This is a genomic window from Lachnoanaerobaculum sp. Marseille-Q4761, from assembly GCF_017565785.1.
GTDB lineage: Bacteria > Bacillota > Clostridia > Lachnospirales > Lachnospiraceae > Lachnoanaerobaculum.
On the sequence record NZ_JAGEKB010000003.1, the window covers coordinates 588,811 to 603,092 of the forward strand.

Consider the following 14,282-nt stretch of genomic DNA (forward strand, 5'->3'; position numbering starts at 1 on the left):
TATTATACTATTCTTGCACCGAAAGGCATAAGTGAAAGTTTTGCAAGCTTAAAAAACTGCAATCCGAAAGGAATACCTATTATTGTAACGCAAAGTATTAATCCGGCAATCAAATCTCCTATTGCCATCCATACCCCAAAGAAAATCAGCCAGATGATATTTACAATAAAGCTTCCGGCTCCTCCGCCATAGACAACATCCCTCCCAAACGGACAAAATGCCAGACCTGCGATTTTAAAGCATTGAAGCCCGAAAGGTATTCCTATAACGGTTATGCAAAATATCACTCCTGCCAACAGCCATGCCAATCCACAGATAAAACCTCCAAAAATCAGCCACAATATGTTCCCTAAAAGACTCATAAGTCAACTCCTCATTTCCAGATTAAACCATCTTTTAACCCCTTTAAATACTTATATCATAATAGCCTATTTTAGATTATCTAACAAGTTTTTTCGGATTTTAAGCTATTATTATTCGTATTTTCCCAAAAAGCTCTTTGCATAGTCTCTCATCTCCTGTACGACTTCCTTTGGCGAAACTATTTCCACATCTTTTCCAAGGCTGAAAATCCATCCAAAAAACTGCAGACTGACATTTATATCCACCATAAGCTCACTATGAGTTTCATCCACCTTCCTAAAAAGTGTATCTTTCCCGAATCTGTCTATAAATACTCCACACATATGATTTGCAAATCTTATACATACCTTTGACTTATCTCCATGATACATACTGAAGGTCGCCTTGGAATATTTTGCCATATCGAAGTTTTTAAACTCATCCTTTCCGGCTCTATCCTCATTCTCCACCTCAATATACATCATCTTGTCCACTCTGTAATGCTTTATCCTGTGGTCCCAATCATCAAATGCAATCATATAGTAGTTTTCATCATCCCAAAGTAATGCCCATGGACTTACTACAAAATAAATTCCTCCATGTCTTTCCACCAGTTTTTTATTTATATCCCATTTATAATATTTAAACTTTATCTTTTTATTTTGATTGATTGCAGTATGTATATCGTCCACATTATAATATACACTCTCGTTCATCGTCTTTACACGATCATTTATAACCACCTGTCTTTGTAGCTGTTTTGCCTGATGTTCGCTTACAAAGTTCTTTACCTTTGATATCAATTTTTTTGACTTTTTCTGTGTTATAAATTTTGCAGACTGCACCGCATCAATCAAAAGCTTGACCTCAGCCAGCTCAAACTCTCTACTCGCTATATTATAAAAGGTTTCCCTACCCCTTTGCTCTTTTATCACCTCCATGCCGAAATTTGCCATATCCTTAAAATCTTCATAGATACTTTTTCTTTCAGCGCTCACTCCGTATTTTTCCAATTCCTCAATTATCTGAGGCATGGTCAGGCTATGCTCATCATCTGTTTTTTCAGACATTATTTTCATAAGATATGTAAATTTAAACTTTTGATTGCTCCCTCTTGGCATAACACTCCTTTTTTTTTATGCATTTACAATTATTTTATCCATAATCTCCCCAATAGGAGCATTTATAAACAGCTCGGCATTTACAGCTCTTCCCGTATCGGACTTGTTGATTACTACAAGATGTTTTCCCCTAAAATAATCTATAAAACCTGCTGCCGGATATACCACCAAAGATGTTCCTCCAATAATAAGCGTATCTGCTGATGATATAGCTTTTACAGCCCCTTCAATAGTAAATGAATCAAGTCCCTCCTCATAAAGTACCACATCGGGTTTTATTTTTCCTCCACATTCACAAATGGGAATTCCCACGCTTTCTTTCACAAATTTCGCATCATAGAACTTATGACATTTCATACAATAGTTTCTATGTATGCTTCCATGCAGTTCATATACCGTTTTACTGCCGGCAGCCTGATGAAGTCCGTCTATATTCTGAGTCACCACCGCTTTTAATCTTCCCGCCTTTTCAAGTTCTGCAAGCTTAATATGAGCCGCATTCGGTTTCGCATCAAGACAGATCATTTTCTCCTTATAAAATTCATAGAAAACTTCGGGGTATCTCATAAAAAAGCTGTGACTTACTATCTGCTCAGGTGAATACTTATATTCTTGATGATAAAGTCCGTCTGCACTTCTAAAATCAGGTATACCGCTTTCTGTAGACACTCCTGCACCGCCAAAAAACACAATATTTTTGCTGTTGTCTATAATTTTTTGTAGCTCATCTTTTTCCCTTTCATACATATGAATACCCCTTTCTTTAAATATACATTTATTATCTGATGATATTTTAATACAGTTTTCATAATCTTTAAAGTCTTTAAAATTTGGCGGGAATGTTATATTACATAGCTCTGCTTACAGCTCAATATTTATGACAATTAAATTCTTCAAGCTTATAAGGATTTTTTAGTAGTCACTTTTCGGTGAATATTTTGTAGCTGATGATTTATGGTATATAAATTTATTATACCATAAGGTATTATCTAAATAGTGCATATATTCTAAAGTTTATTTATTATATTTTTGTATATTATCTTCTTATCTATTGAATACTTTTTGCTTTCTCCACGGAAAAGTATTCAATTGATAATATATTTTAAAAATCACATGCTGTAGTATATGGGTAAATAAATAGATTGTTATCCGGCAATAAATAAAAGAAAGGAGATATTGTTAAAAACCGGAACACTATTTTAGAACTTAAAAATTTATTATATTAAGGAGAAAGTAAAATGAAAAAAATTATTTCGATTCTTATTGTTATGATGCTGTCTTTATCAATTATAGCATGTGGCGGATCCGGCAGAGCGGATGATGCCCTATCAGGAAAGTATATCGCGGTAACAGGTACTTCCTTTGGAACAACACTCTCAGGCAGCGAAATGGAAGGCTTTACACTGGAACTAAAAAGTAAAGGTAAGGCAACAATAACCATAGATGACGAAACCATTAATGGAAAGTGGGTTAATGATGACGATACTGTCACAATTACAGTTGAAAAAACAGATATCGTAGGAGAACTGGGGGAAGATACCATAATTTTCAAAGATTTTTTAAAGGAGGAAGTCGGAGTTTCATTGGATATAACCTTTGCCAAGGAAGGAACAGATGCTGCAAAACCTGAAAATTTCCTTCCTGAAGAAGAAAAGGCATTGCTCGGCGACTGGATAGGTGCCTCAGTAACCGATGTAATGGGCGATGATGCTTCAAGTGAGGTATCTCCAAGTGCAATTACAGCCACTCTAAATCCGGATCACAGCTCTATTATAAGCTTTGACGGCACAGAAATTGCAACACCTCAGTGGAGCTATATTTCCGAGACTGTTTTATTTGAAGGTGATGTTGCCGACGGTGCAAGCCTTTATGGTGAATACAAGGACGACCAATTTATAATCACTTACACCGGAAATGATTTTTATTATAACTTTACAATGGAAAGTGCTGCGAAGTAAATATAAATTCTCATGCATTGAAATAGACAATAAAAAATGATAAAATCCTAGTTAGTTTATACTAACCATTATAGCTTCAAGCTATATTACTTTTGAACGGAGATTTGTCTATGAGCATGGATTTAAAACAAATTATGGATGAATATGCACAGTTGCCCTTTTCCTTAGGCCCGGTTCGCTGTATTTGTACACCACCGGGCCATATTGTTGATGGTTATCGTACTTATCTGTCAGCGTTTATTATTCCTTTTCAGGGAAATGCCCAATTGTGTATGAGTGAAAACAGTTATGAACTTCAATCGGGAAAGGTTATTCACGGGTGTCCGGGTAAGTGGCTGACCTCCAAAAATAAAGATAATTCACCTTTTAAATTCTTTACACTTTACTATAAATATGATGGACATGATTCAAGCTATATGCACTGTCCTTACGAACTTAAAATTAATTTTACACCTAAACTTTTTTCTCTATTACAACAATTAGCAAATTTCTGGAAAACACCTGATACAAAATTGTCATTGGAAATGAAGACCCTGTCCTATTCGGCACTTTCGGAAATATTTTTATGTGCAAAGAATATGGAAAAAATTGATAATCATAGTGTCATAGAGGATGCAAAAAAATATATTGAACATCATTATATGCAACCCCAAACATTATCCGATCTTGGGCATAAATACAATATGAGCGGAAAATATTTTTCCGAAATATTCAAAAAATATACAGGAATTGCTCCAATCGACTATTTGATTTCCTGTAGATTAAAACAATCCAGGAGATTACTTGAAAACACAGAATGCAGTATAAAGGAAATAGGAAAAAGCGTCGGCTATGAAGATCCTCTTTATTTCAGCAGACAGTTTAGCAGACATTATGGTATTTCTCCAAGTAAATTCCGACAAAAATCTATAATAATTATGTAACAGGAAATCCTCCATATTATTTTTAGGAAATATGCGATTTATTATATTATTTTTTTTGATATATTTTTATTTAAAAAATGATATAGATGATTATTTTACTTTGGATTGGAGGAACTATGAAGAAAGTTTTATGTTTTTTGTTTTCATTTATATTAATCACAACACTTTTATACGCCTGTGCAAGTAATTCTACTAAAGAAAGTGTTAATGATACTACAGAAAGTGTAACTACACAAACAAGTGAAGCCGGTACTTCTGCTTCTATTGCCAAATCTAAAGCTGACACATCATGGCCAAGAACTATAACAGATGCCACCGGACATGAGGTTATTTTAGAAGCTGAACCCAAACGAATTTCTATGCTGCATACATATCCTTTAGAATATTTTCTTGCCCTAGGTGTAAAACCTACTGCAACAGCACATTTCAATCAATTGGGAGAAGCTTCTGCCTTAAGTGAATCCGAGCTGTTCAGTCCTTATGCAAAAGATCTTGATATGATTGATCTTGGTAGTGCATTGGAGATTAATTTGGAGGCTGTTCTTGAATCCAAGCCTGATCTTATAGTAACCTTTGCAGGGCAGAAAGGGATTGATACCATATATGATCAACTGGTCGAAATTGCTCCGGTAATACTTATTGACTATAAAGCAAGCTGGCAGGATCAACTAAAGTTTATAGCGGAATTCTTAGGTAAGGAAAATGAGGTAGACAATATCGTGTCAGAGGTTGAAGGTAAGATAGCTGATGCTAATAAAGTTATTGAAAAAAATCCGGAAAGAACTTTTGCTATATTCCGTACAGACGGAAAAAGCTTTATTGCTCTTGGAGGAGCAGCTTATTATAATACATTCAAACTTACAAAACCAGAAAATTTCCCGGCTGAGAGTATGTCTCTTGAGGCCGTTGCAGATATGAATCCCTATTATATAGTATTTCAGCATAATCAAAAATCCGCTTTGGCTTTTGTAGAGAGTATGCAATCATCACCGGTATGGAATTCACTCGATGCTGTACAAAATAATCGTGTATATTATTTTGATGAAAATATGAATACTTTCGGACCGTTAACAATGAGCCTTGCGGCACAAAAGCTGACAGAAATATATAATAAGCAATAATAGCTTTAATCAATATTGTGGGAAGGGCAGATACACCTGCCCTTCTTGCAATTTGTATTTATATTTTACATCAGGAAATTGGAGCCCACATGTTTAAGAATTATAAAAAAGACCATATAAAAGTACAATCCTACAGGATATACTTAATTTTTATTGTTTTTGTACTATTACTTTTTATTTCTGTATTTTCTATAAGCTGCGGTGTTTCTGAAATATCTTTTTCAACTACACTTGATGCCTTTTTTAATTTTAATCCTTCCAATAAGGATCATTTGATAATTTTAAGTATTCGACTGCCACGTGTTATTGCAGCTATACTTATCGGTTCATCTCTTGCTATATCAGGTGCAATAATGCAAGGTATTACAAGGAATTCTCTGGCAGACTCCGGGCTTATGGGGATAAATTCAGGTGCAGGGTTTGCTTTGGCACTTTGCTTTGTTTTTTTTCCTTCAATCTCATATCTTCAGACTGTTCTTATTTGTTTTATCGGTGCAACACTGGGGGCATTTATGGTTATGGGTATTTCTTCACTTCAATTTGGTGGTAATTCTTCTACTCACCTTGTATTGGCAGGAGCTGCCGTAAGTATGCTTCTTACAGCATTAAGCCAGGGACTTTCACTTTATTTTGATATTTCAAAAGATATTATGTTTTGGGCTGTTGGAGGAGTTTGTGCCGCTTCAAATGAGCAGGTTCTTATTATGTTACCTTTTATACTGCCTGCAACAATACTTGCCATGCTTTTATCAAAACATATTTCCATATTAAGTCTTGGAGAAGAGGCTGCAAAAGGTTTGGGTGCAAATACAAATCTTATCCATATTTTGAGCTCTGTTACCGTGGTAGTACTTGCCGGAATTTCAGTATCGGTTGTAGGAAATGTAGGATTTGTCAGCTTAATAATCCCTCATATTGCCATGTTTTTTGTAGGGGCTGATTACAAATGGATTATACCTATCGGGGCTTTGCTTGGAAGCCTCTTGATGGTTATTGCAGATTTAATGGCTCGCACTATAAAACCGCCTGCCGAAACACCTATAGGCGCATTGATAGCAGTAATAGGCGTTCCAATATTTTTGTACTTATCACGCAAACAGGAAAGAAGGTAGTAATGACATCTGGAATAATAAGTAAATATAAAAAGTATATTTATTATAGAAATATATCTATAATTATTGTCACATCCGTTTTAATGATTATTTGCTTTTTAATCAGTTTAAACACAGGTTATTCAAAACTTTCAGTAAGGGAAATATTTTATATAATGCTTGGCAAAGGAAGCCAAAATCAAAAACTTATACTGTTTCAATACAGACTACCACGAATCATTATATCCGCTCTTATAGGAGCAGGACTTTCTCTTTCAGGATGTATTATTCAGGGAATATCCGGAAATCCATTATCCGATCCCGGGCTTTTAGGGATAAACTCCGGTGCAGGACTTATGGTTATATTATATGCTTTATTGTCAGGTGTAAGTGGAACTTTCTCTATTTTCCTACTTCCATTTTTAGCATTGGTCGGTGCCGGAGTTGCTGCAATTACAGTATACTTGTTGGCATATAAAAAGCATGAAGGAATATCAAATTCAAGATTAATTTTAACGGGTATAGCCGTTCAATCAGGACTTTTTGCCTTGACAGTATTATTAATAGTAACTTTAGATGATATGAAGTTCAGTATTGTTGCAGGATGGCAGGCGGGACAGATTTGGGGTGCAAATTGGAGTTATGTTTTGGTACTTCTGTTATGGATGTCTATACTTATACCATTGGTTATATTAAAATCTAAAACCCTGGATATATTAATTATGGGTGATGAAATTGCAACTTCCCTGGGTGTAAATGTAGAAAAAGAAAGACGTAAATTACTTGCAGTTTCTGTCATGCTTTCTGCCTGCTGTGTGGCTGTGGGTGGAAATATAAGTTTTGTAGGTTTGATTTCACCACATTTGTCAAGAAGATTGGTAGGTTCAAAAAATCATATATTATTACCTGTATCTGTGCTTATAGGAGCTGTTTTGGTTTGTATGGCAGATACAATAGGCAGAACTGTTATTCAGCCTTCATCAATACCTACAGGAATCATGGTTGCAATTATAGGTGCTCCCTATTTTATCTACTTATTAACAAGAAAAAATATTTCGTCATAGGAGATTAAGATGAATAGATTATCAACAAACAATCTTACCATTGCCTATAATAAAAAAATAATAATTAATAATTTGGAGATAGTTATTCCCGAGAGAAAAATTACATCTATTATAGGTCCAAACGGTTGTGGGAAATCAACTCTTTTAAAGGCCATCGGTAGAATCCTTAAACCGGAAAGAGGATCTGTCTATCTGGATGGAATAGATATTTATACTTTAAATACAAAAGAAGTAGCCAAAAAGATGTCCATTTTACCGCAATCCCCAAAGGCTCCTTCAGGTATAACTGTAGGTGAATTGGTTTCCTATGGGCGTTTCCCTCATCAACACGGTTTAAAAAAACTTACAGTTGAAGATAAAAAAATAATACAGTGGGCAATGGATATTACAAAGCTTTCAGAATATGAAGTTACTTTGGTTGACAATCTTTCGGGCGGGCAAAGACAACGTGTATGGATAGCTATGGCACTTGCACAGCAGACAGATATTATATTATTAGATGAACCCACAACCTATCTGGATCTTGCATATCAGCTTGAAATCTTGGAACTTCTCTATCGTCTTAATAAAGAACAGGGCTGTACAATTGCAATGGTACTACATGATCTAAATCTGGCATCAAGGTTTTCAGACTATATTATTGCAATGCGTTCGGGGAAAATCATTGAATACGGTACTCCTGATGAGGTTATATGCGAAGATGTGTTAAAAAAGACATTTAATATAAATGCTGATATTATAAAAGATTCCACGAGTAAAAAACCTATATGTATATCCTATGATTTGATTCGCGAATAAATGTTCTCTGCGGGAATCGAACCCACAACTACAGCTTAGGAGGCTATCGTTATATCCATTTAACTAAGAGAACTTGTGTTGATTATAACAAAAGGAGTATACAACAAATACTTTCTTCTTTCAAGCTGTTTTTAGGTCTTGATGCGAATATACAATATCTGTGTTTTTAAACCCTGACTTTTCTATTGATTTTAAGTTTTTCCACAAAGTTTTTTACAGAATCTGTATCTTAGGATACAGATTTTAAAATATAATAAATGTATAATTTACATAAAGATATATATGGCGAAAACAATTTATATTCTCCGGTATATTCTTATTTATAAGTAATTATTTTAATAACAATATGTGTAAAACATTATCAATAAGGAGGTATATATGATTACATCAAAAATGACATTAGCAGAAGTTGTTAAACAATATCCGCAAACTATTCCATACTTAAATGATTTGCATTTGGACTATTGCTGTGGAGGACATTTACCTATGGATGAGTCACTTACCGACGGCAGTGTTGATCTCCCCACAATACTGAAAGATTTAAACCGCATTGTGGAAGAAAAAGTGTCGGAAAGCGGTGGAAGTTCTGCAACTATTGAGGATTTCGGAAAGCTCAGTATAAATGAAATGCTCAATGATTTGGAAACGACACATCATGTACAAGAGCGTGATATGATGGCACAGCTTGAGCAGCTTTTAAATAAAATTTTGATAGTGCATTATCCTCATCATGGCGAGGAACTTGCAAAGATTCACAATCTCTTTGCAAGAATGAAAGCTGAACTTGAAGAGCATTTTGCCAAGGAAGAGCGACTTGTTTTTCCTCTAATGCGTTCAAATCCACGTCCTGATAAAAAAACACTTGCGTTTATACAAGAACTTGAAGGCGAACATGTGGGTGTCGGCGATATGTTAAAGGAAATGCAAAAACTTACCAATGACTATCAAGTACCTGAAGATGCCTGCCCTACCTATATGCAAACTTATCGCCTGTTAAAAGATTTTACGGAAGACATTTTTGTACATGTATTTAAAGAAAACAGCATAGTTTTCCCTGAGTATACCGAGCAATAAATTATTAAAAACCAATAATTTAAAAGGTCTTAGATTCTTGCAAAAAGCTGAACCTAAGACCTTTTCTTATATATTATTTTTGCTTATGAACTCCTCTTTCAAAGAATGAATCAGTTTCATTTACGACCACTCCATTTAATGCTATAAGCGCTATTAAATTCGGTATTGCCATCAGTCCGTTACAAATATCCGCTATAGTCCATACAGCCTGTACAGTCATATAAGGTCCTATAAAAATGCAGCCGATATATATCCATCTATAGATCATTATTGCCTTTGACTTATTACCTATCCTGAATTATTCACCACAGTAGATTTGGCTTAAAAAGCCTACAAGATAATTGTTTTATAAAGCTATCTCGTTCGTAAGTTGGAAAATCACCTGAAAAAAGGGTGCACTATCCCTATGTATCAAAAATAGTCATTTGATATTGGATTATCAAGGCTCATAAGTTACTACTATTCCAACTGTAGTGGCAGTTTCATAATGTTTGAAATCGTTTCATAGAATTCTTTCTTATAAGGGCAACTGCTACACAATTTGAGTACTATATATCTTGCCTTATTTACTACTTTTGCAGCTACTTTTAGCAACTTTAAGCGAATGGTATTGATTTGTTGCTTTCTCATATTTGTAGAGAGCACCAATCGCCTAAACCAATTAAACAGGTTGTATGCAAGAGCATGTACCTGTAAACGATTTGCGTTGACTACCTTGGTTCGACTGCTTACTGAAGAAAAACCAAACCCTGATTTACCTTCTTTTATGAAGTTCTCCATCTTGCCACGCCCACAATAAAATTGAATTACTTTGTGTGGTTCTGATTTCATTGTAGTGACAATAAAAGTATATAGGTGAATAAACTGATTATAGGGTTTTTCTACTTTAAAAACAACTCTCCTTGGATGCGACCAACTTCCTGCCTGATAATAGAACTCACCGTATTCCACCATATAATCCGTTTGATTTTCACGGGCTGCTCTAAATAATGCTGTATCAGCATCTGCAGCGTATTTTATCAATGTTCGGTTTTGCTTCAAGCGGATTGCATACTTACAGTCGTTATCTTCGCAAGCCTTGTATAAATCAGGAGAAGCAAAACCGCTATCACCACGAAGATAAAGAGGGAGCGATGGATATTTTGCACGGTATTCCTGTAACAGTGGAATCATGAATTTGTCAGCATCATTACTACAATACTGTGTGCCGTTACGAAGTTCAGCCTTTAAAAGATCACCTGTAATTCCGTCATAGCAAAGTAGTGGATGATAACCGTGAGCCTGATAATGAAAGTTAAAACCTTCGCCTTCCTGCTTGCCGTAGGTGTTAAGCAGTGTAGAATCAAGGTCAAACATCATGTGCTCCGGAGCCTTAATAGAATAGACAATATCACGCATTTTTGCATTTATAGAATCAAGCTGTGTAAGAGTGTCGTTGTCCATTCTATTCCAAAAACGAGATAGTGTAGGTTGAGAAGCCAAGGCTTCTTTTTCCAAAATAGATGTTAATACCGGATCATTAATCAGTTCATCTGCACAATCATCCTCAAAATAGGCTGCTATAATTTGGTAGAGCATCTGCATAAGGTTATCAGAATCTGTATGAATACGGCTGTTTGTATGGTCATTGGTTTTGAAGAGCTTTTTCACAAGCTTTATAAGACCTACCTTTGCAGCGAATTCTTTGATGAGGAGCAGCCCTCCATCAGAAGAGAGATTTCCACCGTTAAAATTTATTTTAATTTTCTTGTTGCTTTCAAGTGAAATAGTGTTTAAAATTGACATAAGAGGACTTCCTTTCCTTGGCATTGTTTTGATTTGACACCTTAATTTTACCAAGAAAGAGGTCCTTTTTCTATTCACTTTTTAGGTGAAAGTAAGAAAGTTTTGTAAATGCAGTAATTATGTGGCTTTCAGCCGCAGACATAGCTATGCTATGAATAATTTAGGCCTATTATATATTCAAGACATTTTTCCGAATAATAATCCCATCCCAGTATGGTTGTAAATGCGAAGAACACCAGACAAATCATCAGTATAAATGCAGCCGCTCTTTCCGGAAAAGGCAGTCCCATTTGAAAAGCTTTGGTAGTAACCGCTACACCTTCCAGCCCCATATTCCAGCTACCTGTAATAACTATGGAAAGTCCCGTCATAGTACAAATAACAATAGTATCTATAAAGGTACCCGTCATTGAGATAAGCCCCTGTCTTACTTCTTCCTTTGACTGTGCTGCAGCTGCGGCAATAGGCGCACTTCCAAGTCCCGCCTCATTAGAAAATATGCCTCTGGCGATTCCTTTTTGCATAGCCAAAATCATAGCTCCGAACATACCTCCTCCAAAGGCTCTAAGACCGAAGGCTCCCTCCGCTATCTCAGCCAGTGCAGCCGGTATCTTCCCAATGTTTAATCCAAGTATTATAACTACCACTGCCACATAAATAATAGCCATAAAAGGAACAACTACCTGTGCTACATTTGATATTCTCTTCAATCCCCCTATCAAGACCAATGCCACAAAAAATGTCAATATTATTCCGGATATAATTATTGTAATAGAGTAATCTCTTCCAAAAAGATTCAAATATTGTGCCTTTTCATTGTCAAAGAAATTTCCTATAGCACTTGTAATACCATTGATTTGAGTAAAAGTACCTATTCCAAAGAGTCCTACCATTATACCAAAAACAGCAAAAATCTTCGCAAGCCATCTAAATTGCTTACCCATTCCCCTTTCAATATAATAGAACGGTCCACCGATAACATGACCATCCTCTTCGACCACTCTGTATTTTACCGCCAAAAGACATTCTGCATACTTGGTTGCGGTTCCGACAATTGCCGCCATCCACATCCAAAACAAAGCGCCCGGTCCACCCGATACTATTGCTGTAGCAACACCTACGATATTACCGGTTCCTATGGTGGCGGAAAGTGCTGTACAAAGTGCCGCAAAACTTGACACTTCTCCGCTTCCATCTTTTTCATCCGATGAAAACATATACTTAATTGCAAGAGGTAATCTCTTTATCTGCAATCCCCTAAGTCTGATAGATAAAAATAATCCTGTTGCCAAAATCAAAATAATAAGCGGTAAACCCCAAACGAAATCATCTACCATTTTCAAAAAGTCTGTTGTCTTACTTAACATATATTAGCTCTCCTTATTTGCACTTTAATATGTTACCATAATACACTGTTATATGCATCTGTTTTTATTCCTATAATTAGGTATAGTTTTAATTTCTTAATATTTTTTTCATTGACTTAAGTATATTTCTCATTATAAAATCAAATATATAAAATATTTAACATCGGGGTGCTTTTCATCCCGGAAATAGAATGGGATAATATATGAAATTATTTAAAAAAATCTGTGCAACTTTTGCATTACTTTCTACACTATTGGCAAATACTTATGTAAATACTTATGCCGCATTGCCTGTAGAACAGTTGGCAGTATCTAAGACTGCAAATCATATTATTTTAATTGTTGGCCATAAAAATAATAAAAACAAGGTCACTGTAAATGATTATACAAAATCTTCTGACGATACATGGACAAAAAACTGGTATGTCGGCGGCATTGCAGGCACCAACGGTATCTCCACCCAAAAGAGTGAGGGAGATAAAAAAACTCCTGAAGGTGTTTTTAATGCTATGTTTGCCTTCGGATTAAAGGATAATCCCGGCAGCATTTTAGATTATCGAAAAATAGGTGACGGTGATTATTGGGTGGATGATTCAAACAGTGCCTACTATAATAAATGGGTAAATATTTCAAATGTAAATAAGGACTGGAATTCAGCAGAGAACTTAAAATCCGCATCTCCTTTTTACAATTATGCTTTGGCTCTAAATTATAATACCGAAGCCGTCCCCGGAAAAGGCTCTGCAATATTTATCCACTGTACAAAGACCGATAATGATACTTCTTCAGCCGGCTGTATCAGAATACCTGAAGAGTATATGAAAAAGCTTGTACAAACTGTTGATTCAAATACAAAAATAGTAATAATTGAAAATGTTGATAAACTATCAAGTTATTAATTAAAAATTATATTTAGCAGTAAACAGTGAATACAAAGTACCATTATGTAAATTTATAAATTTCCAAAGAAATAGCCGGCAAGATTCTTTATTAAAGAATCTTGCCGGCAGCATGTAATTTCCTATCTTATCAAGTTTCCCTGTAAGCAATTATATATGCTTTAATATTGTCACTTTCCCTATATAATGATAAAGGAATTTCAAGTATAGCCTTATCGGCATCTTTGTTTTCCTGTGCAGAATTAAAATACATCCCTACTGTATACTTATTACCTGCTTCCAAGTCTAATTCAAAACTTACTTTTTCCGATTTTACATTACGTGTTTTCCCCATCACAGTGTCTGTGGACTCAAATATTCCCTCAATTGTGTGTAATCCTGAAGTCAATGCCACAATTTTTTGTAAATATTCTCCTATAGTATAATCTGCTTCCGACAAAGGCTTATTATCAATCTTTATATTTTTACAATATAAATGTACTAATGCCTTATCCCGATTTTCTTCACTGAAGCTATTTTGTGCATCCTTTCTCTTCTTGTCCAAGAGCATAAAAATAGCAAAAAGTACTGCCCATACCACCACAACAACGGTGATAATCATCATTGTCCTACTCATATTTCTCCTTATCTACCAAAATACTTGTTCTATTTTATGATTTTTCCGTACTTAAAATAACATAGTCTTTACTCTTTATCAATATTTTCTCTGCTTTTACTTTAAAATCCTTTACAAGAGTCG

General features: G+C 35.1%; 13 protein-coding genes, 1 tRNA gene and 2 pseudogenes. 8 read left to right on the forward strand and 8 right to left on the reverse strand.

Features of this window, described 5'->3' with window-relative positions:
• Window positions 1-2: 2 nt before the first annotated feature.
• The 3 genes from J4O15_RS13920 to J4O15_RS13930 form a co-directional block, all read right to left on the reverse strand.
• The gene (locus tag J4O15_RS13920; RefSeq protein WP_208101170.1) at window positions 3-362 is read right to left on the reverse strand and encodes a YccF domain-containing protein; all 360 of its coding nucleotides are present in this window, start codon (window positions 360-362) and stop codon (window positions 3-5) included.
• Window positions 363-473: 111 nt separating this feature from the next.
• Window positions 474-1,463 carry a helix-turn-helix transcriptional regulator gene (locus J4O15_RS13925; protein ID WP_208101171.1) on the reverse strand — a complete coding sequence of 330 codons (990 nt, stop codon included), beginning with the start codon at window positions 1,461-1,463 and terminating at the stop codon, window positions 474-476.
• A gap of 15 nt (window positions 1,464-1,478) precedes the next feature.
• Window positions 1,479-2,210, reverse strand: a complete 732-nt coding sequence (locus J4O15_RS13930; RefSeq protein WP_208101172.1) for an NAD-dependent protein deacylase — start codon at window positions 2,208-2,210, stop codon at window positions 1,479-1,481.
• Window positions 2,211-2,701: 491 nt separating this feature from the next.
• Between J4O15_RS13930 and J4O15_RS13935 the strand changes: the two genes are divergently transcribed.
• From J4O15_RS13935 to J4O15_RS13960, 6 genes are all read left to right on the forward strand, one after another.
• Entirely contained in the window at window positions 2,702-3,421 is a 720-nt protein-coding gene (locus J4O15_RS13935; RefSeq protein WP_208101173.1) for a hypothetical protein, read from the forward strand.
• Window positions 3,422-3,531: 110 nt separating this feature from the next.
• Window positions 3,532-4,344, forward strand: coding sequence for an AraC family transcriptional regulator (locus J4O15_RS13940; RefSeq protein WP_208101174.1), 813 nt, complete (start codon window positions 3,532-3,534; stop codon window positions 4,342-4,344).
• Between the two features lie 116 nt (window positions 4,345-4,460).
• Window positions 4,461-5,465 carry an ABC transporter substrate-binding protein gene (locus J4O15_RS13945; protein WP_208101175.1) on the forward strand — a complete coding sequence of 335 codons (1,005 nt, stop codon included), beginning with the start codon at window positions 4,461-4,463 and terminating at the stop codon, window positions 5,463-5,465.
• Window positions 5,466-5,554: 89 nt separating this feature from the next.
• Window positions 5,555-6,577 (forward strand): FecCD family ABC transporter permease, encoded by a 1,023-nt coding sequence (locus J4O15_RS13950; protein WP_208101176.1) that lies wholly within the window; start codon window positions 5,555-5,557, stop codon window positions 6,575-6,577.
• Between the two features lie 2 nt (window positions 6,578-6,579).
• The gene (locus J4O15_RS13955) at window positions 6,580-7,620 is read left to right on the forward strand and encodes a FecCD family ABC transporter permease (protein WP_208101177.1); all 1,041 of its coding nucleotides are present in this window, start codon (window positions 6,580-6,582) and stop codon (window positions 7,618-7,620) included.
• Window positions 7,621-7,629: 9 nt separating this feature from the next.
• Window positions 7,630-8,418 (forward strand): ABC transporter ATP-binding protein, encoded by a 789-nt coding sequence (locus tag J4O15_RS13960; RefSeq protein WP_208101178.1) that lies wholly within the window; start codon window positions 7,630-7,632, stop codon window positions 8,416-8,418.
• Between the two features lies 1 nt (window position 8,419).
• Here J4O15_RS13960 and J4O15_RS13965 read toward each other — a convergent pair.
• Window positions 8,420-8,491 (reverse strand) — tRNA-Arg (locus tag J4O15_RS13965).
• 305 nt (window positions 8,492-8,796) lie between these two features.
• On the opposite strand from J4O15_RS13965, the gene J4O15_RS13970 reads away from it, so the two are divergent.
• Complete coding sequence (locus J4O15_RS13970) at window positions 8,797-9,492, forward strand: DUF542 domain-containing protein (protein ID WP_208101179.1); 696 nt, start codon at window positions 8,797-8,799, stop codon at window positions 9,490-9,492.
• A 73-nt stretch (window positions 9,493-9,565) separates the two neighbouring features.
• On the opposite strand, the pseudogene J4O15_RS13975 reads toward J4O15_RS13970, so the two are convergent.
• The 3 genes and pseudogenes from J4O15_RS13975 to J4O15_RS13985 form a co-directional block, all read right to left on the reverse strand.
• Window positions 9,566-9,784 (reverse strand): annotated as a pseudogene (locus tag J4O15_RS13975) (alanine:cation symporter family protein); the annotation flags it as partial.
• Between the two features lie 167 nt (window positions 9,785-9,951).
• Window positions 9,952-11,277 carry an IS1380 family transposase gene (locus tag J4O15_RS13980; RefSeq protein ID WP_208099814.1) on the reverse strand — a complete coding sequence of 442 codons (1,326 nt, stop codon included), beginning with the start codon at window positions 11,275-11,277 and terminating at the stop codon, window positions 9,952-9,954.
• A 164-nt stretch (window positions 11,278-11,441) separates the two neighbouring features.
• Window positions 11,442-12,644 (reverse strand): annotated as a pseudogene (locus J4O15_RS13985) (alanine/glycine:cation symporter family protein); the annotation flags it as partial.
• A 203-nt stretch (window positions 12,645-12,847) separates the two neighbouring features.
• Here J4O15_RS13985 and J4O15_RS13990 point away from each other — a divergent pair.
• A complete protein-coding gene (locus tag J4O15_RS13990) occupies window positions 12,848-13,543 on the forward strand; it encodes a L,D-transpeptidase family protein (protein WP_208101180.1) in 696 nt (231 codons plus the stop codon).
• 130 nt (window positions 13,544-13,673) lie between these two features.
• Here the strand turns inward: J4O15_RS13990 and J4O15_RS13995 are convergent, their stop codons facing one another.
• Window positions 13,674-14,159 carry a hypothetical protein gene (locus J4O15_RS13995; RefSeq protein ID WP_208101181.1) on the reverse strand — a complete coding sequence of 162 codons (486 nt, stop codon included), beginning with the start codon at window positions 14,157-14,159 and terminating at the stop codon, window positions 13,674-13,676.
• Window positions 14,160-14,282: the final 123 nt, after the last annotated feature.